Origin of the sequence: Amylolactobacillus amylophilus DSM 20533 = JCM 1125, from assembly GCF_001936335.1 — a bacterium.
In the GTDB taxonomy this organism is placed as follows: Bacteria; Bacillota; Bacilli; order Lactobacillales; family Lactobacillaceae; genus Amylolactobacillus; species Amylolactobacillus amylophilus.
This window is the reverse complement of the sequence record NZ_CP018888.1, coordinates 69,785-87,210: the sequence shown is the minus strand read 5'-3', so window position 1 is coordinate 87,210 and position 17,426 is coordinate 69,785. Positions and strand designations below refer to the sequence as shown.

Below are 17,426 nucleotides of genomic sequence, written 5' to 3'. Positions count from 1 at the left end.
TATTTTAATTATGGTAATATTATGCTAAGGGGGATTTACCTATGGATTTATTGGAAATGAAAGCTGCAAATCAACTCGAAAAGACGGGTGTTATAAAAAAACTATCAGTACCTGGAATTGTCAATCATAATTTTGAAGTGTGTTCGATACCGCTAAAATATTTATATTATAATGATCAAAATGGACGTATTAATACTACATACAAACAATTTCAGGCAGAAAATGGATTATTGATTCCTGAACCTGGAGATTCTCAGTATAATAAAATATTTGAGAAATTTATTTATCAATCTAACATTCAAGCATTAAAGGATACATTACAATCCATAAAAGAAAAAGGGCAGCAAGAGCCTGGAGTTGTCTTACCAGATGGAAGAGTTATTGATGGAAATAGAAGATTTACAGCTCTTAGAATGTATCAAACGGAGACAAATCTTCCACAAGAATTTGATGCGATAATACTGCCTCTAGATTTGAGTACTAAAACTGACGAAAAGAAAATCAAAGAATTAGAATTGGATCTTCAATTAGGTAGAGAAGAACGGGTTAATTATGATCCAATCGATCGAATTTTCGATGTATATAATACTATTGAAGTTGAAAAACTGATGACTGTTGAAGAATATAGAAAGGCATCTGGTGCTGGTAACACAAAGGGAATAAATCGAGACATAAGGCTTGCAAACCTTGTTATCAGGTTTATAAGATTAATATCTCCAGGTGGTAATCCAATCGATAAATTTTACTTGGCCAGAGATTTGAAACTTGATGGTCCTTTGGAAGAAATAGAGAGTACAATTAATAATCTAAAGAGTGATGAAAAGGAAGCAATCACCGACGCTGTATTGGTACACTTAGCTGTTTTAAAGACTAAACAAGATAGTAAAGATGCAACAAGGGATATGCGTGATCTGAAGAAATATATCCTAAAAAATCCTGAATCGCTAGATCACTATGTTCAAGCTGTTGATGATAAGATGGATTCAATTATCGATAAATTTGAAGAACATCCAGTTACTACGGCTAATGACTTACAAACAGTGCTACATAAAGACGATGAAATTCATGAGGAGGTTGAGAAACTAAAACAATCTACAAATAGGCTAATATATAAAGGCAAAAATGATTCGGAAAGAAAGAAAGCATTAACTAAATTAGAGGATATTCGAGATAATTTAGAAGATATCTCTGTTGATGATTTTAAAGAAATGACCATCGACGAGAACCTGGATTCCAAGGAGGTTATGTCTGATATTACAGATATTTTATTTAAGTTAAAGAAAGAGTTGAATATGAAATGACTTTCTCCGCTAAACTAAAAAGCAATCTAAAATCTCAATACACTGAAAATATAGTAGAGGATTTTTATAAGCCAGTTTTGAGTGAAGCCACACTTTATCGACGTGTTTCTGGATACTTCACGAGTGCTGGTATGGATTTATATATTGATGGTCTGGAACAACTTGCAAAGAACCATGGGCAAGCACAATTTATTATCTCTAAGGACATAACAGAAGAAGATTTTGAAAAAATAAAAAAAGGTTACTCATTATTGACTGAGTTAGAGCCTTTAAAGATATCTGAACAGAATGAGATACTTAATCCAGAAACACAAAAACAATTAGGTAACTTAGCTTTTATGATTGCTGTGGGGTTGGCTAAGGTTAAAGTGGCTCTTACTACTGAGGGTATATTCCATGATAAATTTGGTATCATTTCTTCTGGTACCGAAAGTGTCTATTTTAATGGCTCAATGAACGAAACCGTGAGTGGTATTAGTCGTAACTATGAAAGTATCAATGTAGACTTTTCTTGGGATAGTTCCTCAAACATTCAGTCTAGAAATCAAGAGACTTCTGAGAGATTTGAACGATTGTGGAATAATACAGAAGATAGAGTTGAAGTTCTTGAAGCATCTGATTTGACCTACGAACAGATTGCAAAGTATAAGGACCAAGCAACGATTCCAGAATTTGAAATTACTTCGGACACCAGAAAGATAGAAATACCTGAAAATACAATTTCGTTTCAATTGTATGGTAATACAATTGTACGTATTGACAATACAGTGAACCAGATAACAAGTACAGATAGAAAACTGAGAAAGGGAAGTGATTTAACTCCCTTTTTTGCTGATGACAACAAAACCATTAAAAGTAACACGACCTATAAAGATATCGAACGTATTATTCGAGTGACACAACAGAGAGCGCAGAGACTTGATATAAACGTAATTGTATCTTCTGCTGTCGAACAGTTTATATCCAGAAATAAATATTCAATTGAGCAATATAAGATACTTGGCGAAGTATATAAAGGCAAATTCGAAAAATTTCCGCAAACTAAACAGAGTACTTTTGAGCAATTCAAACGAGTAGTTCAGTCAGAAGTTACTAGGCCATTAAACCCACTACATTTACGTGCTGCGTACTATGAGTATGAGATGGCTAGAGCAGCAAATTTTTCCGTTCCTGGTTCAGGGAAAACTGCAATGGTACTTGGAGTTTTTGCGTACCTCAATAGAATAGGTGCACCTGAAAGTGAAAAATTAGAAAGAATTTTAGTTGTATCGCCAATTAATGCCTTTGAAAGTTGGAAACATGAGTTTCATGAAGTATTTGGGAATAAGAAAGAGCTAAGAGAGATTGATTCTCAGAATAGCCCAGATTTTAAATATCAACTAAAAACCAGATGGGGAATCAGCAATTTGATTTTGTTGAATTATGAATCATTACCACGTTACGCTGATTTGCTGAAAAAATTAATTAATGATAAAACAATGTTGGTATTTGACGAAGTTCACAGAATTAAAAATCCCACAGGAGTACGTGCAGAAAAGGCGCTTGAAATTGCTAATTTACCAAAATTTAGATACGTATTAACAGGAACACCTATTCCAAACACGTATAAAGATATTTATAACTTTCTACACATACTTTATGCGAATGAATATAAATCTTTTTTTGGGTGGGATACAGATGAGCTAATCAACCCAAATGTAAGAAAGATTGAAGAGATAAACGAATCGCTGCATCCATTTTTCTGGAGAACTAACAAAAAGGATTTGATGGTTCCTGAAGCAGACCCCGATATCACTGAAATTGTGAAACCATCTGAAAGCCAGAGAGATCTCGCTGAATCTATTTTTCAGACTGAGAAATCCAGTCTGGCAATCTTGATTCGCTTAATTCAAGCTTCAACCAATCCATCATTGGTCACTCAGAAGATTAATTATGGTGAATTCATGAAATATGATAACGGTGATGATGCTAATGATATGGATCAGATGAGTAGTGTATCTGAGAAAGAATTTTCAAAGCTTTTGGGAGACAATACTGTCAATGCTTATAGTAAATTTGATTTAGCTAGCATGATGTCACCTAAATTTGCTGCTGGTATTGATTTAGTTGTTAAACTTGTTTCTGAAGGAAAAAAAGTTTTGGTTTGGGGAATTTTTGTTGATACCATTAAAAAAATTGCCAGTTCACTCAGAGATAAAGGAATTAGTGTGAACCTTGTTCACGGTGAAACGGATAAAAACCAAAGAGTTGAATTGATAAATGAGTTTCGTGATGGTAATATTCAGGTTCTGGTATCAAATCCACAAACCTTGGCCGAATCAATTTCGCTACATCAGTCTGTTCACGATGCTGTATATTTCGAATATGATTTCAATCTTACTTTTATGCTCCAGTCTAGAGATCGTATTCACAGATTAGGCTTAAAAGATAATCAATATACACGATATTACTACTTACAAACCGCCGGTGAAGATGCTTTTAGCGACCGTCCGGGCTATATCGACGAGAAAATTTATGCAAGATTGAAAGAAAAAGAAAATATAATGTATTCGGCAATTGATGATAATACTTTATCTAAAGAATATCCTGATAATGAAATAGACGAAGCTATTAAAATTATTGACGAAGAGAGAAAGAGAATAAGTAAATAGATATGTCTGAAACCAAAATAAAAGTCGCAGAAATGTTCGCTGGTGTTGGTGGCTTTCATTTGGGACTTCGCAGGGCAAGCGATGCGTTTGAAGTTGTTTGGGCTGATCAATATGAACCTGGGCGATTAAATCAATTTGCATATGAAATTTATAAACACAAATTTCCAAAAACATTTGTGACAAACGAAAATATTTCCGAGGTTGAGAAAGCTAAAATTCCAGACATGAATTTACTTGTCGGAGGTTTTCCTTGCCAGGACTATTCGGTTGCATCCACAAAAGCCGAAGGCCTTTATGGAAAAAAAGGTGTGCTTTGGTGGGATATAAAAGAAGTAATAGAAGAAAAATGGCCTCAATTTATTTTTTTGGAGAATGTTGATAGATTATTAGCTTCTCCAGGTGTAAAAAGCTCTCAACCTGGTCGAGATTTCGGCATGATTCTAAAAACACTTGCCGGATTGGGTTATGGGGCAACTTGGAAAATGATTAACGCTGCAGATTATGGTCATCCCCAGAGAAGAAGAAGAACCTTCATATTTGCATTTAGAGAAGATACAGAATTTATGAAGACTGTTCATAGGGTAAACAAAGATAGTATTCTTGAAGTCGAGGAATTCTTAATGACGATGGCACCATTAACGAGTACATTAAGGAATAAAAGTGTTCAGAATATCGAATTCGTTGATTTGAATCAGTACAAGTCTTTACCTGAATTTTCTCAGAAGTTTCTGGTCAAAAGGGGTTTCAAAAAAACAGGCTTTATGACTGATGGTGAGGTTGTAATGGCTGATTACGAGCCGAAATTGAAGAAGGCATTGCCTCTTAAAAAAATAATCGAGCCGAACAATGAAGATATTAGTCTATATCTAACTCCTGAAAAAAAGGCTAAATTTACAGAACTAAAAGCTGGATTTAGAACAACCAAGATTTCAAAAACTGGATTTGAATATAGATACGGAATGGGGGCTATCCCATATCCTGATTCACTTGATAAGCCAGCTAGAACTATGGTCACATCTGAGCATACTGTATCGAGAATGAGTCATGTTATAATGGATCCAGGAAATGGTAAACTACGTTTGATTTCACCTGTAGAAGCTGAAAAGATAAATACATTTCCAAAAAACTGGACCAAACTTGAAGGTGTTACAACACCTAATCGATATTTCGCAATGGGCAATGCGCTTGTTGTAAATCTGGTAAAAGAAATAGGGTTAGAAATTGAAAAATTAGCTAATCTAGAAGACTTTAATAAGTCATTCTACAGTAAAAGAAAAGTTGAGAGAGTCGATCACTAATAATAGTTAACCACATGATTTTTACCCGCTAAAAACATTTCAAATTTAACATACCAATAAGAAAAGTAGAGTCAATGTATGAACACCATAACCACCAACAACCTAACCCATTCCCAACAAATCCAAATCAATGAACTTGTCACTGCTGCCCAACAACACGACGGTACCAAACGCTTGCCTTTTGTCAGCAATATGTACAACTATTTCCCTGAGATGCAGAATGATATTTTAGCATATGAAGGGGATGCGCTGGTTGGAGTTGCCGCAATCTACGCTGATGTTCGGCCAGATGATGCGGGGACAGAAGTGTTCTTGATTGTGCATCCAGAATATAGACGACAAGGAGTAGCAACTGAGCTACGTAAGCAAGTTGAAGCTACTCTGAAACAGTTTGGCTATAGCAAATACTCGTTTGTCACTGAACGTCGCTTTCTAGATGCAAATCCTGAATTCATAAAGAATACGAACCTTGAGATTAATCCTGCTACTGAATTTCAGCTTAGCATGAATCCACCCACAACGCCTTTGCCGACGGACGATGAGCTCGAACTTTCAGTGATGACCAAAGATTTGATTCCTGCGATGGTTAAGCTGAGTCGCCGCGCTTTTGGTGGTGAAGAGGAGACCGAGAAGCCTGGTCCGCAGCATTACATTAATACGATGGCCAAGCCTGAAATGCTGATTTATGTGCTGAAGAAGAATGGCGTGCTGCTGGGTTCGACAAGCGTCGACATGTCGGATGGCTATTACCTGTTCTCGCTCGAGATTGATCCTGACTACCAGAATAATGGTTACGGTACCGAACTCGTGAAACTGGCTGTCAATGAGCTGACTAAGCGTGAACCACGCATTCTGACACTTGGTGTTGATGCCGATAATCCGCGCGCATTGCACGTTTATCAAAAAGCAGGTTTTTCGATTGAGACTGAGATTGTGTATTTGAATGCTAAGATTTAAAAACAAACTTCCAAACTTTATGTAAAGTTGGAAGCTTTTTTAAATTCTTAAACAGAATCGCCTATATTTCGCGTAGTTTATTGTATGGCGTTTCGTGGCCACCTCCAACAAGATTTCTAGAATTAAAGGGGGTATTGCCATGAGAAGAATGGAAAGTGTAAACGGATTAGTTGGATTTATTCAACTTTTTGAAATTAGTGAAGATACTAGTTGATGGCTTAAAATCAATTGATTGGTTGATTAACCAAATCAAAAAAAGCCTTAATCCAAAAGATTAAGACTTAAGTAGTTTTCCACGAAATCGCCTAAGGCAGAAGGTCCAATCCACCTTCTGTCTTTTTTCGTACTCAAAGTATAACACTATGCTAGAGCTCGCTGTCAACTCTGTTTTACGTTATCTCCAATACCAAATCAAAAAAGCCTTAATCCAAAAGATTAAGACTTAAACAACTTTTCACGAAATTGTTAACGGTAACAAAATTTTCCCTAAAGTAGCATAAATTGACAGTAAAACCTGATACAGAGCGGTTTTTCATGATTTTTTAGCTGTTTGAAATTAACCAACAAATATGATATTATAATTTTGCAACCGTTTGCATTTGGCGAATGATTTAATTTTGAAAGAAAGGAGAGTACTTATTCCTCTACAGTTGATTGCTAGGTTCAAGGTCATCAACTGTAGATATATTTTTTCAAGAAAATGCGAACGTTTTCTTATTATTTTTTAGGAGGTTTATATGGCTGATCAAAGTCAAAGTAAGAGAATACTATCCAAACTGGTAAAAAAAGTAGTTAGTGTTACCCTGGTTTTATCCATGTTTGCTGGAATTGAACAGGCATTCACAATCACTTCAGTAAATGGTGAAACAATCGTTGCCAGCTCCAACCAGCAGGTTTCAATGAAAGATGGGACTGTTTTGCATGCTTGGTGTTGGTCGTTTAATTCTATCAAAGAAAATATGGCGGCCATTAAAGAAGCAGGCTATACAAGTGTTCAAACATCCCCAATTAATGCTGTAGTTGTTGGAAATGGTGGAGATAAGAAATTTACAGAGCAATGGTATTATCATTATCAACCAACCGCCTATACGATTGGTAACTATCAGCTTGGGACTGAAGCTGAATTTATCGAGATGAATCGTGTCGCAGAGCAGTATGGTATAAAAATTATAGTTGATGCAGTACTGAATCATACTACTTCTGATTATAATGCGATCTCTTCAGAAGTTAAATCCATTCCAAAATGGACTCATGGAAATACTTTAATTGAAAACTGGGGGAGTCGTTGGGATGTAACTCAAAACTCTCTGCTTCAGCTCTGGGAATGGAATACACAAAATCCAGAAGTACAACAGTATTTGTTGAAATTCTTAAAAAATGCAGTTGCTGATGGAGCGGATGGATTTCGTTATGATGCTGCAAAACATATCGAATTACCAGGAGAATATCCTAGCGAATTTGGTAGTAATTTCTGGAATGTTATATTAAATAATGGTTCTGAGTTCCAATATGGTGAAGTGTTACAAGACAATATTTCACGTGATGCAGATTATGCGAACTTGATGAGCATTACTGCATCCCAATATGGGCACTCTATCCGAGACATGCTCCGCAATCGAAATGCCAATGCTGGAAATCTTGGCAACTACCAAGCAGGAGTAGATCCATCTAAACTCGTACTTTGGGTCGAATCTCACGATACATATGCAAACGGAAAGACGGATAGTGAATCTGAATCAGCTTGGATGAGCGATGAAGATTTGAAACTTGGCTGGGCAATGATTACTGCACGCGCCAAAGGTACACCTCTATTCTTCTCACGTCCAGTTGGTGGCGGTAATGGTGTACGTTTCCCTGAACAAACTAAACTCGGTGATGCGGGTAGCAATCTTTATAAAGACCCTACGATTGTAGCAGTAAACAAATTCCATAATGCCATGGTTGGTCAATCAGAATATATTCGGAACCCGAATGGTGATACAAACGTTGCCATGATTGAACGAGGCACTCAAGGCGCAGTAATTGCAAACCTTTCCGACAGTGAGAAAAGCTTAAATACTGAGACAAAATTGGCGAATGGAACCTATAAAGACCAAATTTCTGGTAAAACCTACACTGTTTCGAACGGACGATTAAGTGGTTCCATTGCGAGACGATCAGTATTAGTATTAACAAAAGGTGATGATAATCTAGCATCCTTGTCAGTTCAAGGATATCAAGAAGGCAGCCATACTTTCTTGACAGATACATTAAATCTTACATTACAAACTTCTAATACTAGTGAGGCTACCTATTCTGTCAATAATGGCGCTCCAATTAAATTTGAAAATGGAAAAGTCATTACAATCGGAAGTCAAGTGCAATTTGGTGAAACAGTAACGGTTACATTATCTGCTAAAAACGCTAAAGGTGAGACAGTTCAATCCGTTTATCGCTTTACAAAAGAAGATCCGAATGCCAATACAACCATTCGCTTTGAAAATCCAGATAAATGGACAGATGTCTTTGTATATATGTATAATGCCAAAGGTGATAAATTGTTGGGCGCATGGCCAGGAACTAAGATGGAAAAAGATGGTACAGGTCTTTTAGCCATCACTCTTCCAATATCATACGAGACTGATGGCGTAAAAGTACTCTTTTCTAACAACAAAGGAGCACAGTATCCACAATCCCTTGGTTTTGAATTTAAATCAGGCGGAACATATTCTAAAGATGGTTTAGTTGCCGAAAAACCTGAAAGCGAGTTCAAAGAAGAAAATGAAGAGCTTCCAATTCCATTTGAAACAGAGTATGTAGACAATCCTGAACTTAAAAAAGGACAGAAAGTAACTCGCGTTGAAGGTCAAGACGGAGTGAAGACAATAACTTACCGTTCAGAGTACATTGGTGATCAACTTGTTTCTAAGACAAAAATCAGTGAAACAGTTAGCAAAGAGCCAGTAACACAAGTAGTTGAAGTCGGTACAAAAGTCCCAGACATCGAGCAACAAATTGCCAACCGTGTTTACTTCAACAATTCACAAGGTTGGTCTAAGGTCTACACCTATGTTTATGATAATAAAGGTGTACCACTCGTTGGCAATTGGCCAGGTAAAGAAATGAGTCAAGATGAGTACGGATATTATATTGAGCTTGGTGAAGAATTTGCAGGTGGTAAAGTAATTTTCAATAATCCTGATACAAAAGTTCAATTTCCAGCTCAAAATAAACCTGGCTATGATTTGGAACTTGGACAAGTCTATGAAATAGACGGTAGCCATAGAGCAGTTTTACCAGAACCAGTTGCCGAAGGCTTTACCCGTATTACCTTTGAAAATCCTGGTGGATGGAGTGCTGCAAATGTCTATGCCTATTATGGTAATTTAATTCAACTGCCTTTGGGAGCTTGGCCTGGTCAAGCTATGTTGAAAGATAGCAAAGGTCACTTCTATATCGATTTACAAGAAGAATATGCAAATTCTAATGTAAAATTATTATTTAATAAACCAAATTCTACTATTCAATTCCCGGTTTCAGTTGGTTTTGATTTTAAAGTAGATGGCCATTATACCAAAGATGGTCTAAAATAAGTGTGTTTCCTTCCTAAAAAATAAGGTCCCCTGTCGATAGGGGATCTTATTTTGGCTCTTTGTCAACTGTAGTGGGTAGATGAAAAGCTAACATCTAGAGAGGACGAACTTCGTCCTCTCTTTCTTTATGTTCAATGCAATCAAAATCCGTTTTTTAAAGTTTTCAAAGTTCCTGAAACCAAAGGCATTTCTCTTAATGACTTTGATGAGATTATTGGTAGCTTCCAGTTTGGCGTTTGAATAAGGCAATTCCATGGCGTTTAAAACCTTGTCCTTATCCTTTAGAAATGTCTTAAATACCGTCTGGAAAATAGGATTAACAGTGGCTATTTCCTGTTCGATGAGACTGAAGAAATGATCTGAGTTTTTCTCTTGGAAATGGAACAAGAGAAATTGATAGAGTTCATAGTGCTGTCTGAGTTCATCAGAGTAGGATAGGAGTTTTTCTAGGATTTCCTTGTTAGTCAAATGCATTCGAAACATAGGTCGATAAAATCGTTTATCGCTGAGTTTACGGCTATCTTGTTGTATCAATTTCCAGTAACGTTTCAAGGATCGGTATTCCTGGGATTTTCTGTCGAATTGATTCATAATTTGAATACGGACACGGTTCATAGCACGACTAAGGTGTTGCACGATATGAAAGCGATCGAGTACAATTTTTGCATTTGGAAAAAGCTGTTTAGCAAGTTGATAATAGGGACTAAACATATCCATGGTAATCACTTTGACCCGATTTCTAACCTTTCTAGGATAGCGTAGAAAGTGGTTTCGGATGGTTGCTTGAGTTCTTCCGTCGAGAATGGCGATGACATTTAGGGAGTCGAAATCTTGAGCGATGAAGCTCATTTTCCCCTTCTTGAAGGCATACTCGTCCCAACTCATCACCTCAGGTAGGGTATTCCAATCCGTTTCAAACTTGAACTCATTGAGCTTTCTCATAACTGACGATGTTGAAATTGATAGCCTGTGTGCAATATGTTTCATTGCTTGATTTTCGATGAGTAATTGTGCGATTTTCTGGTTAACAGCGACAGAGATTTGGTGGTTCTTCTTGACAAGAGGAGTTTCAGCGACCGCCATTTTTCCGCAATCTTTACACTTGAACCGACGCTTTCGAAGACGGATAAGTAAAGGGTAGCCAGCAGTTTCTAGGTAGGGGATTTTAGAAGTTTTCTGGTAGTCGTACTTAGCCATTTGTCCCTTGCATTTTGGGCATTTAGGGGCTGTGTAGTCCAAGTGACCGTGGAGTTCTAAGTGAGTCCCCATATCATATTCATCAGTGATAGTGATATTTTTGTCTTTAATTCTGAGAAAATTTGTGATAAGATTTAGTTGTTCCATATGAGTCTTTCTAAAATGATAGTTTGAGCACTTTTCATTATAGGTCATATGGGACTTTTTGTATATACTCAAAAAGGCTCCATAATTTCCATGGTGGATTTACCCACTACAGAAATTATAGAGCCCGAAATTGCCTAAGGCAGAAGGTCTCATCCTCCTTCTGTCTTTTTTCGTACTCAAAGTATAACACTATGCTAGAGCTCGCTGTCAACTCTTTTCATTATATCGTTTTCTCCTATAATACAGTCGGCTGTGGTAAAGTGAAGTCGTGCTACAATTACAATGTATTATCCAGATATTAAGACTCTTTAATAATCGATTTTCAGCGCGAAATTTTCAAAACTATTAGCGCTATTTATGTTAGAATATTTAAAGCATATTAGGAGGTATTTCATGAGCGATATTAAATACAAACGAGTAATTCTGAAGGTTAGTGGTGAAGCATTAGCCGGCAAGGACGGTTTCGGTATTAATCCCGAAGTCATCAAGGACCTTGCTGAAGAAATCAAGACTGTCCACTCAATGGGCGTCCAAATTGCCATCGTCTGTGGTGGTGGTAACATCTGGCGCGGTGAGACAGGTGCTAAGATGGGTATGGACCGTGCCCAAGCTGACTACATGGGTATGTTGGCCACTGTTATGAACGGACTTGCACTCCAAGACGGTTTGGAACACGCTGGTGTCCCAACTCGCGTGCAAACTTCAATCGAGATGCGCCAGGTCGCTGAACCTTACATCCGTCGTCGTGCCGTTCGTCACCTTGAAAAGGGCCGCGTCGTGATCTTCAGTGGTGGTACAGGTAACCCTTACTTCTCAACTGACACAACTGCTGCACTCCGTGCCGCTGAAATCGAAGCCGACGTGATTTTGATGGCTAAAAACAACGTTGACGGTGTCTACTCAGCCGACCCTAAGGTTGATCCAGATGCAGTTAAGTTTGAAGAATTGACTCAACTTGATATTATTAATAAGGACCTCCGCGTCATGGACAGAACTGCAAGTTCACTTTCTATGGACACAGAGATTCCACTAATCGTGTTTAATATGAACGAGCCAGGCAACATCAAGAAGGTTGTCCTGGGCGAGAACATCGGAACCACAATCAGAGGAGACAAATAAATGGCTAATACCAGTTTAGACACAGCAAGAAGCAACATGAAGAAGAGTATTGCTGTCTTCGAACGCGATTTGGGCGGCATTCGTGCCGGCCGTGCTAACGCAAGTTTGCTTGATCGGGTGAACGTAGAATATTACGGCGCACCAACCCCATTAAATCAGATTGCTTCAATCACTATTCCAGAACCTCGCGTGCTGTTAGTGAACCCCTACGACAAAACCGCTTTAGGCGACATTGAAAAAGGGATCCTTGCGAGTGATCTAGGAATTACACCGGCAAACGATGGTGATGTGATTCGAATTGTTATTCCCCAATTGACCAGTGAACGTCGCCAAGAAATCGCAAAGGAAGTTGGCAAATTGGCTGAACAAGCTAAGGTAGCTGTCAGAAACGTGCGACGTGACTTCATGGATGACTTGAAGAAGTCTCAAAAGAACGGTGACATCTCTGAGGATGAAATGCATGACTCAGAGAACGAACTACAAAACATTACGAACAACGCAACCAAGGAAATCGACAAGTTGGCTGCCGAGAAGAGTAAGGAAATTACAGAAGGATAATCCAGGTACGTAATGACAAACTCGGATGACAAGCATTTAAATCATTTAGCGATTATCATGGATGGCAACGGACGTTGGGCGAAGAAACGCTTCTTACCACGTGTTGCTGGCCATAAGCAGGGGATGGAGAACGTCAAAACCATCACAAAGGCTGCTAATCGCTTAGGCATCAAAGTTCTGACACTATACGCATTCTCGACCGAGAATTGGTCGCGTCCGACCGAAGAGGTCAACTATTTGATGCGTTTACCAATAGATTTCTTCGATAAGTTCATGCCTGATCTCATGGCCGAAAACGTCCGTGTGAATGTCATGGGCTTTTTGGGTGAATTACCTGAGAAGACACGCCAGGTGACTGAACGTGCCATGGAGACCACGAAGAACAATACGGGTTTGATTCTGAACTTCGCACTCAACTACGGTTCACGGCGTGAAATTGTCGCTGCAACGAAGCAACTAGCTGAACAGGTTGAGGCCGGCACTCTAAAAGCAACCGACATCGACGAGCAGAAGGTAGCAGAGCAGATGATGACCGCAAATCTCGGTGACTTCGCCGATCCTGACCTCCTAATTAGGACCAGTGGTGAGCAGCGCATCTCGAATTTCCTGCTCTGGCAACTTGCATACACTGAGATGATTTTTACCGACAAGTTTTGGCCTGACTTCACCACGGATGATCTGAATGACATGGTGGATGACTTCATGGGTCGCGATCGCCGTTTTGGTGGCGTCAAAGATAAGTAGTACAATTCGACTAATTATTATTCAAACAAAATAACTAAAAGTGGGTTAGATAGATGAGACAACGTGTAATTACGGCTGTAGTGGCCTTGATATTCTTTATTCCAGTACTCTGGTTCGGCGGAATTGCCATCGATATTGTGGCGGCCGCACTTGCTGTGGTTGGTATTTCAGAGATCTTCATCATGAGAAAACGAATTATCGTTTCCTTTGAATTTATCCTGTCTACACTTGCTGCACTGACACTTGCCGTACCAAACGCGTTCTTCAACTTCTTACCAGATGCATTGAGCCGAACTGATGTCTTCTTCATCTTCGTGATGTTGATGCTCGTTCACATTGTTGTCTCAAAGAATAAGTTCAACTATGACGATGCTGGTATTCTAACGTTGTCTGCTTTGTATATTGGTACTGGTTTCCACTTCTTGGCAGCAATCAGAAACGCCGATAACGGCCTGGCATTACTCGGCTACCTCCTAGTAATCGTCTGGACAACGGATATTGGTGCTTATATGATTGGACGAAAATTTGGCAAGCACAAGCTTTGGCCTGTAATTAGTCCCAATAAGACTTGGGAGGGTAGCCTCGGCGGCTCTGTTGCTGCCGTGATTTTAGCGGCTATCTATGTTTCATTTGTCAACACGGGCTACAACTCGCTCTTGCTAATCATTTTTGCCGTGATTCTTTCTATTGTTGGTCAACTTGGTGACTTGGTGGAATCGGCGTATAAGAGACATTATGGCGTGAAGGATTCTGGTAAAATATTGCCAGGTCACGGTGGGATTCTTGACCGTTTCGACAGTCTCTTGTTCGTTTTACCAGTAGCAGCATTTTTGCTGTTGCTGTAGAATGTAGAACACAATAACCAGAAAAGTAGGTATGTCTATGAGTGGTATTCTCATTTTTATCGTTGTCTTTGGAATCCTCGTCTTCGTTCACGAATTCGGTCATTTTATCGTGTCCAAGAAATCCGGGGTACTCGTGCGCGAGTTCTCGATTGGCATGGGGCCAAAGCTGTTTCAGAAAATGTATCATCAGACGACTTACACCATTCGTTGGCTGCCTCTCGGTGGTTACGTCCGGCTGGCGGGTCCTGACGATGCTGCAGAGATTGATCCCGGCAAAACCGTCGTGCTTGCCAAAAATGAACACGATTTGGTCAATCGAATCGACGCCTCAGAGTCGGATTTACCAATCGAGGGCATTCCGGTCCAGGTCAAGAATGCTGATTTGGTTGATACGCTCACGATTGAGGGGTACGAGAATGGCGCAGAGGACAACCTCCAGACCTACAACGTGGATCATGACGCCACAATTATTGACCAGACTGGCTCGGAACTAATCATTGCACCACGTGATACCCAGTTTCAAGAAGCAAATATCTGGCAAAAAATAGCAACGAACATTGCCGGTCCGTTGATGAATATCTTATTGGGATTTGTCGTGTTCATGATTTGGTCTCTGTCGACGACAGGGCCGCTAACGACAAGTATTAAATCAACGGTCCCAAATTCACCTGCCGCGCAGGTAGGCATGAAGGCGGGTGACCAGATTACAACAATTAATGGTTCAAAAATTACAAGTTGGGATCAGATTCCCGCCGAAATCGACCGAGCGGGTAGGAAAGACGTTCGAATTACAGTCAAGCGTGGAACCGAAACAAAGAGTTTTGCGGTGAAGCCAAAGATTGTGGAGACCGCCGGCCAAAAGGTCGCACAGGTAGGCATTTACCCAGCAAGCAACAACGCCATTGGTGCCAAAGTCAACCGGGGATTTAGCATGGCCGTGGACACGACCACGATGATTTTCCGTGCACTCGGCAACCTGGTCGCTAGCTTCAGTCTGAATAAGCTCTCTGGACCGGTGGGTATCTACTCTCAGACGGCACAGATGTCTAAGCTTGGATTTACGTATGTATTGGCGTTTCTAGCTTCAATTTCCATTAACCTGGGTATCGTCAATTTATTACCGATTCCCGGATTAGACGGTGGTAAGTTGCTGCTGAACATCGTTGAATTGTTCCGGCGTAAGCCGATTCCGGTGGAAAAAGAGGGAATTGTGAACCTGATTGGCTTTGGCCTACTCCTGCTCTTGATCATTGCTGTCACTGGTAATGATATCTACCGCTACTTTATCAAATAGTGCGTTTAATCCAGCTAAATTATAAATATAAAAATACGAGGTTATTATGCGTCAATCGAAATTTTTCATGCCAACATTAAAAGAGGTGCCTGCAGATGCCGAGGCAGTCAGCCACCAGCTGATGCTCCGAGGTGGATATGTTCGCCAGGTAACAGCCGGAGTCTATTCATATTTGCCATTAGCAAATCTGGTTCTCACTAAGATATCTAATATTGTTCGTGAAGAAATGGCGAAGATTGATGCACCAGAAATGTTAATGCCGATTTTTCTACCTGCATCACTTTGGCAAGAATCTGGACGGTATGAGAGTTACGGTCCTAACCTTTTCAAGTTAGTGGACCGACACGAACGGCCATCAATTCTTGGACCTACTCATGAGGAGACCTTTACCGAGATTGTGGCGGAGGAACTACGTAGCTATAAGAAAATGCCGCTGACTCTCTACCAAATACAGACCAAATTTCGGGATGAGAACAGACCACGCTTTGGTTTACTAAGGGGGCGCGAGTTCATCATGCTTGATGCCTATAGTTTTGCAGCCAACGAAGAACAATTGGACGTACAGTATCAAGAGGTAGGTCAGGCGTTTCAAAATGTCTTTGATCGAGTGGGCCTAAAAACGATGGCCATCATTGCCGATGCGGGTGCCATGGGTGGCTCCGATTCAACCGAATACCAAGCACCTGCGGCTGTTGGTGAGGATACGATTGCCTATACCGCCGGTGGTTACGCAGCCAACATCGAGATGGCGAAGAGTATTGATTCACTTGAGGTGACAACAGAGGAACCAAAGGAGATTGAGAAGGTCCATACACCGGGTATCAAGACAATTACCGCCTTAGCCGAGTTTATGGCGGTGCCAAATACCAAAATTGTTAAGAGTGTGCTTTATCGTGCGGACGACAAGCTGGTACTGGTCCTCATCCGTGGTGATAAGCAAATTAATGAGGTGAAATTAACCAATATCATTGACGCAAATGAGTTACACGTGGCGACGGATGCTGAGGTCGTAGAACTAACGGGAATCATGCCCGGTGGTATCGGTCCAGTAAACGCCACGTTTGCTGATATGGTAATCGCCGATGAGACGATTGAACATTTGACTAATTTCGTCGTCGGTGCGAATGAAACCGACTATCAGTTGGCTAATGTTAATTTGGGACGTGACTTTTTCGTCGACCAGTTTTATGACGTTAAATTGGCTGAGGAGGGCGAGCTGGATCCAATTGGACATGAGCCATTAAAGTTTACCCGAGGAATAGAAATTGGTCATATTTTCAAACTGGGTACTCGTTATACCAAAGACTTTCATGCTAATTTCCTAGACGAAAACGGAAAGGAACAGCCTGTCATCATGGGTTCGTACGGAATTGGTATTTCCCGGTTGCTCTCTGCCATTATTGAGCAGAACTACACTGAGCGTGGTATAGCTTGGCCAAAAACCGTGGCACCGTTTGAGGTTCATTTAATCCAGATGAAGATGAATGATGCCGATCAGACGAAGGTCGCCAATGACTTGTATCAGTCATTATCAGACAAGTACGACGTGTTGTATGATGAGCGAAATGAGCGAGCAGGGGTGAAGTTTGCCGATGCTGATTTAGTCGGCGCACCTGTTCGGGTGATCATTGGGAAGAAAGCCTCTGAGGGAATTATCGAAGTTAAGCATCCCGGTGAGCAAGATTCGACTGAGGTCAAATTGACGGAATTAGAAAATTATATTAATAGTGAAATAGGGTAATT

12 protein-coding genes are annotated in these 17,426 nt (G+C 39.9%); 11 read left to right on the top strand and 1 reads right to left on the bottom strand.

What is annotated here, in order from left to right; all coding sequences use genetic code 11:
* The first annotated feature begins 41 nt into the window (after positions 1–41).
* The 5 genes from LA20533_RS00445 to LA20533_RS00425 all read left to right on the top strand — a co-directional run bounded on the left by LA20533_RS00445 (position 42) and on the right by LA20533_RS00425 (position 9,779).
* Positions 42–1,301 (top strand): ParB/RepB/Spo0J family partition protein, encoded by a 1,260-nt coding sequence (locus tag LA20533_RS00445; protein ID WP_056946270.1) that lies wholly within the window; start codon positions 42–44, stop codon positions 1,299–1,301.
* Positions 1,298–3,952 carry an SNF2-related protein gene (locus tag LA20533_RS00440; protein ID WP_056946267.1) on the top strand — a complete coding sequence of 885 codons (2,655 nt, stop codon included), beginning with the start codon at positions 1,298–1,300 and terminating at the stop codon, positions 3,950–3,952. Before LA20533_RS00445 ends, LA20533_RS00440 begins: the two co-directional genes overlap by 4 nt.
* Before the next feature lie 2 nt (positions 3,953–3,954).
* Positions 3,955–5,250, top strand: a complete 1,296-nt coding sequence (gene dcm, locus LA20533_RS00435) for a DNA (cytosine-5-)-methyltransferase (RefSeq protein ID WP_056946265.1) — start codon at positions 3,955–3,957, stop codon at positions 5,248–5,250.
* Between the two features lie 78 nt (positions 5,251–5,328).
* Entirely contained in the window at positions 5,329–6,207 is an 879-nt protein-coding gene (locus tag LA20533_RS00430) for a GNAT family N-acetyltransferase (RefSeq protein ID WP_054744951.1), read from the top strand.
* 737 nt (positions 6,208–6,944) lie between these two features.
* Positions 6,945–9,779, top strand: a complete 2,835-nt coding sequence (locus tag LA20533_RS00425) for a starch-binding protein (RefSeq protein ID WP_056946263.1) — start codon at positions 6,945–6,947, stop codon at positions 9,777–9,779.
* An 87-nt stretch (positions 9,780–9,866) separates the two neighbouring features.
* Here LA20533_RS00425 and LA20533_RS00420 read toward each other — a convergent pair whose 3' ends face one another.
* Positions 9,867–11,123, bottom strand: a complete 1,257-nt coding sequence (locus tag LA20533_RS00420; RefSeq protein ID WP_174795622.1) for an ISL3 family transposase — start codon at positions 11,121–11,123, stop codon at positions 9,867–9,869.
* Positions 11,124–11,516: 393 nt separating this feature from the next.
* Between LA20533_RS00420 and pyrH the strand changes: the two genes are divergently transcribed.
* Genes pyrH through LA20533_RS00390 form a run of 6 tightly spaced genes read left to right on the top strand, consistent with a single transcriptional unit; the run spans position 11,517 to position 17,424 of the window.
* On the top strand, positions 11,517–12,242 hold the full coding sequence (gene pyrH, locus LA20533_RS00415) for a UMP kinase (protein WP_054744953.1): 726 nt from the start codon (positions 11,517–11,519) through the stop codon (positions 12,240–12,242).
* A complete protein-coding gene (frr, locus tag LA20533_RS00410; RefSeq protein ID WP_054744955.1) occupies positions 12,243–12,800 on the top strand; it encodes a ribosome recycling factor in 558 nt (185 codons plus the stop codon).
* Between the two features lie 12 nt (positions 12,801–12,812).
* The gene (locus tag LA20533_RS00405; RefSeq protein ID WP_054744957.1) at positions 12,813–13,544 is read left to right on the top strand and encodes an isoprenyl transferase; all 732 of its coding nucleotides are present in this window, start codon (positions 12,813–12,815) and stop codon (positions 13,542–13,544) included.
* A gap of 53 nt (positions 13,545–13,597) precedes the next feature.
* Positions 13,598–14,389 (top strand): phosphatidate cytidylyltransferase, encoded by a 792-nt coding sequence (locus tag LA20533_RS00400; protein WP_054744959.1) that lies wholly within the window; start codon positions 13,598–13,600, stop codon positions 14,387–14,389.
* Between the two features lie 37 nt (positions 14,390–14,426).
* Positions 14,427–15,683, top strand: coding sequence for an RIP metalloprotease RseP (gene rseP / locus LA20533_RS00395; protein WP_056946259.1), 1,257 nt, complete (start codon positions 14,427–14,429; stop codon positions 15,681–15,683).
* Between the two features lie 46 nt (positions 15,684–15,729).
* Positions 15,730–17,424, top strand: coding sequence for a proline--tRNA ligase (locus LA20533_RS00390; protein WP_056946257.1), 1,695 nt, complete (start codon positions 15,730–15,732; stop codon positions 17,422–17,424).
* The last annotated feature ends 2 nt before the right edge of the window (positions 17,425–17,426 follow it).

Excerpts from the sequence above, each read along its gene's own strand:
- pyrH (WP_054744953.1), top strand. The coding sequence starts at position 11,517 with ATGAGCGATATTAAATACAAACGAGTAATTCTGAAGGTTAGTGGTGAA.
- rseP (WP_056946259.1), top strand. The coding sequence starts at position 14,427 with ATGAGTGGTATTCTCATTTTTATCGTTGTCTTTGGAATCCTCGTCTTC.
- LA20533_RS00405 (WP_054744957.1), top strand. The coding sequence starts at position 12,813 with ATGACAAACTCGGATGACAAGCATTTAAATCATTTAGCGATTATCATG.
- LA20533_RS00430 (WP_054744951.1), top strand. The coding sequence starts at position 5,329 with ATGAACACCATAACCACCAACAACCTAACCCATTCCCAACAAATCCAA.
- LA20533_RS00400 (WP_054744959.1), top strand. The coding sequence starts at position 13,598 with ATGAGACAACGTGTAATTACGGCTGTAGTGGCCTTGATATTCTTTATT.
- LA20533_RS00420 (WP_174795622.1), bottom strand. The coding sequence starts at position 11,123 with ATGGAACAACTAAATCTTATCACAAATTTTCTCAGAATTAAAGACAAA.
- LA20533_RS00390 (WP_056946257.1), top strand. The coding sequence starts at position 15,730 with ATGCGTCAATCGAAATTTTTCATGCCAACATTAAAAGAGGTGCCTGCA.
- LA20533_RS00440 (WP_056946267.1), top strand. The coding sequence starts at position 1,298 with ATGACTTTCTCCGCTAAACTAAAAAGCAATCTAAAATCTCAATACACT.
- LA20533_RS00425 (WP_056946263.1), top strand. The coding sequence starts at position 6,945 with ATGGCTGATCAAAGTCAAAGTAAGAGAATACTATCCAAACTGGTAAAA.
- frr (WP_054744955.1), top strand. The coding sequence starts at position 12,243 with ATGGCTAATACCAGTTTAGACACAGCAAGAAGCAACATGAAGAAGAGT.
- dcm (WP_056946265.1), top strand. The coding sequence starts at position 3,955 with ATGTCTGAAACCAAAATAAAAGTCGCAGAAATGTTCGCTGGTGTTGGT.
- LA20533_RS00445 (WP_056946270.1), top strand. The coding sequence starts at position 42 with ATGGATTTATTGGAAATGAAAGCTGCAAATCAACTCGAAAAGACGGGT.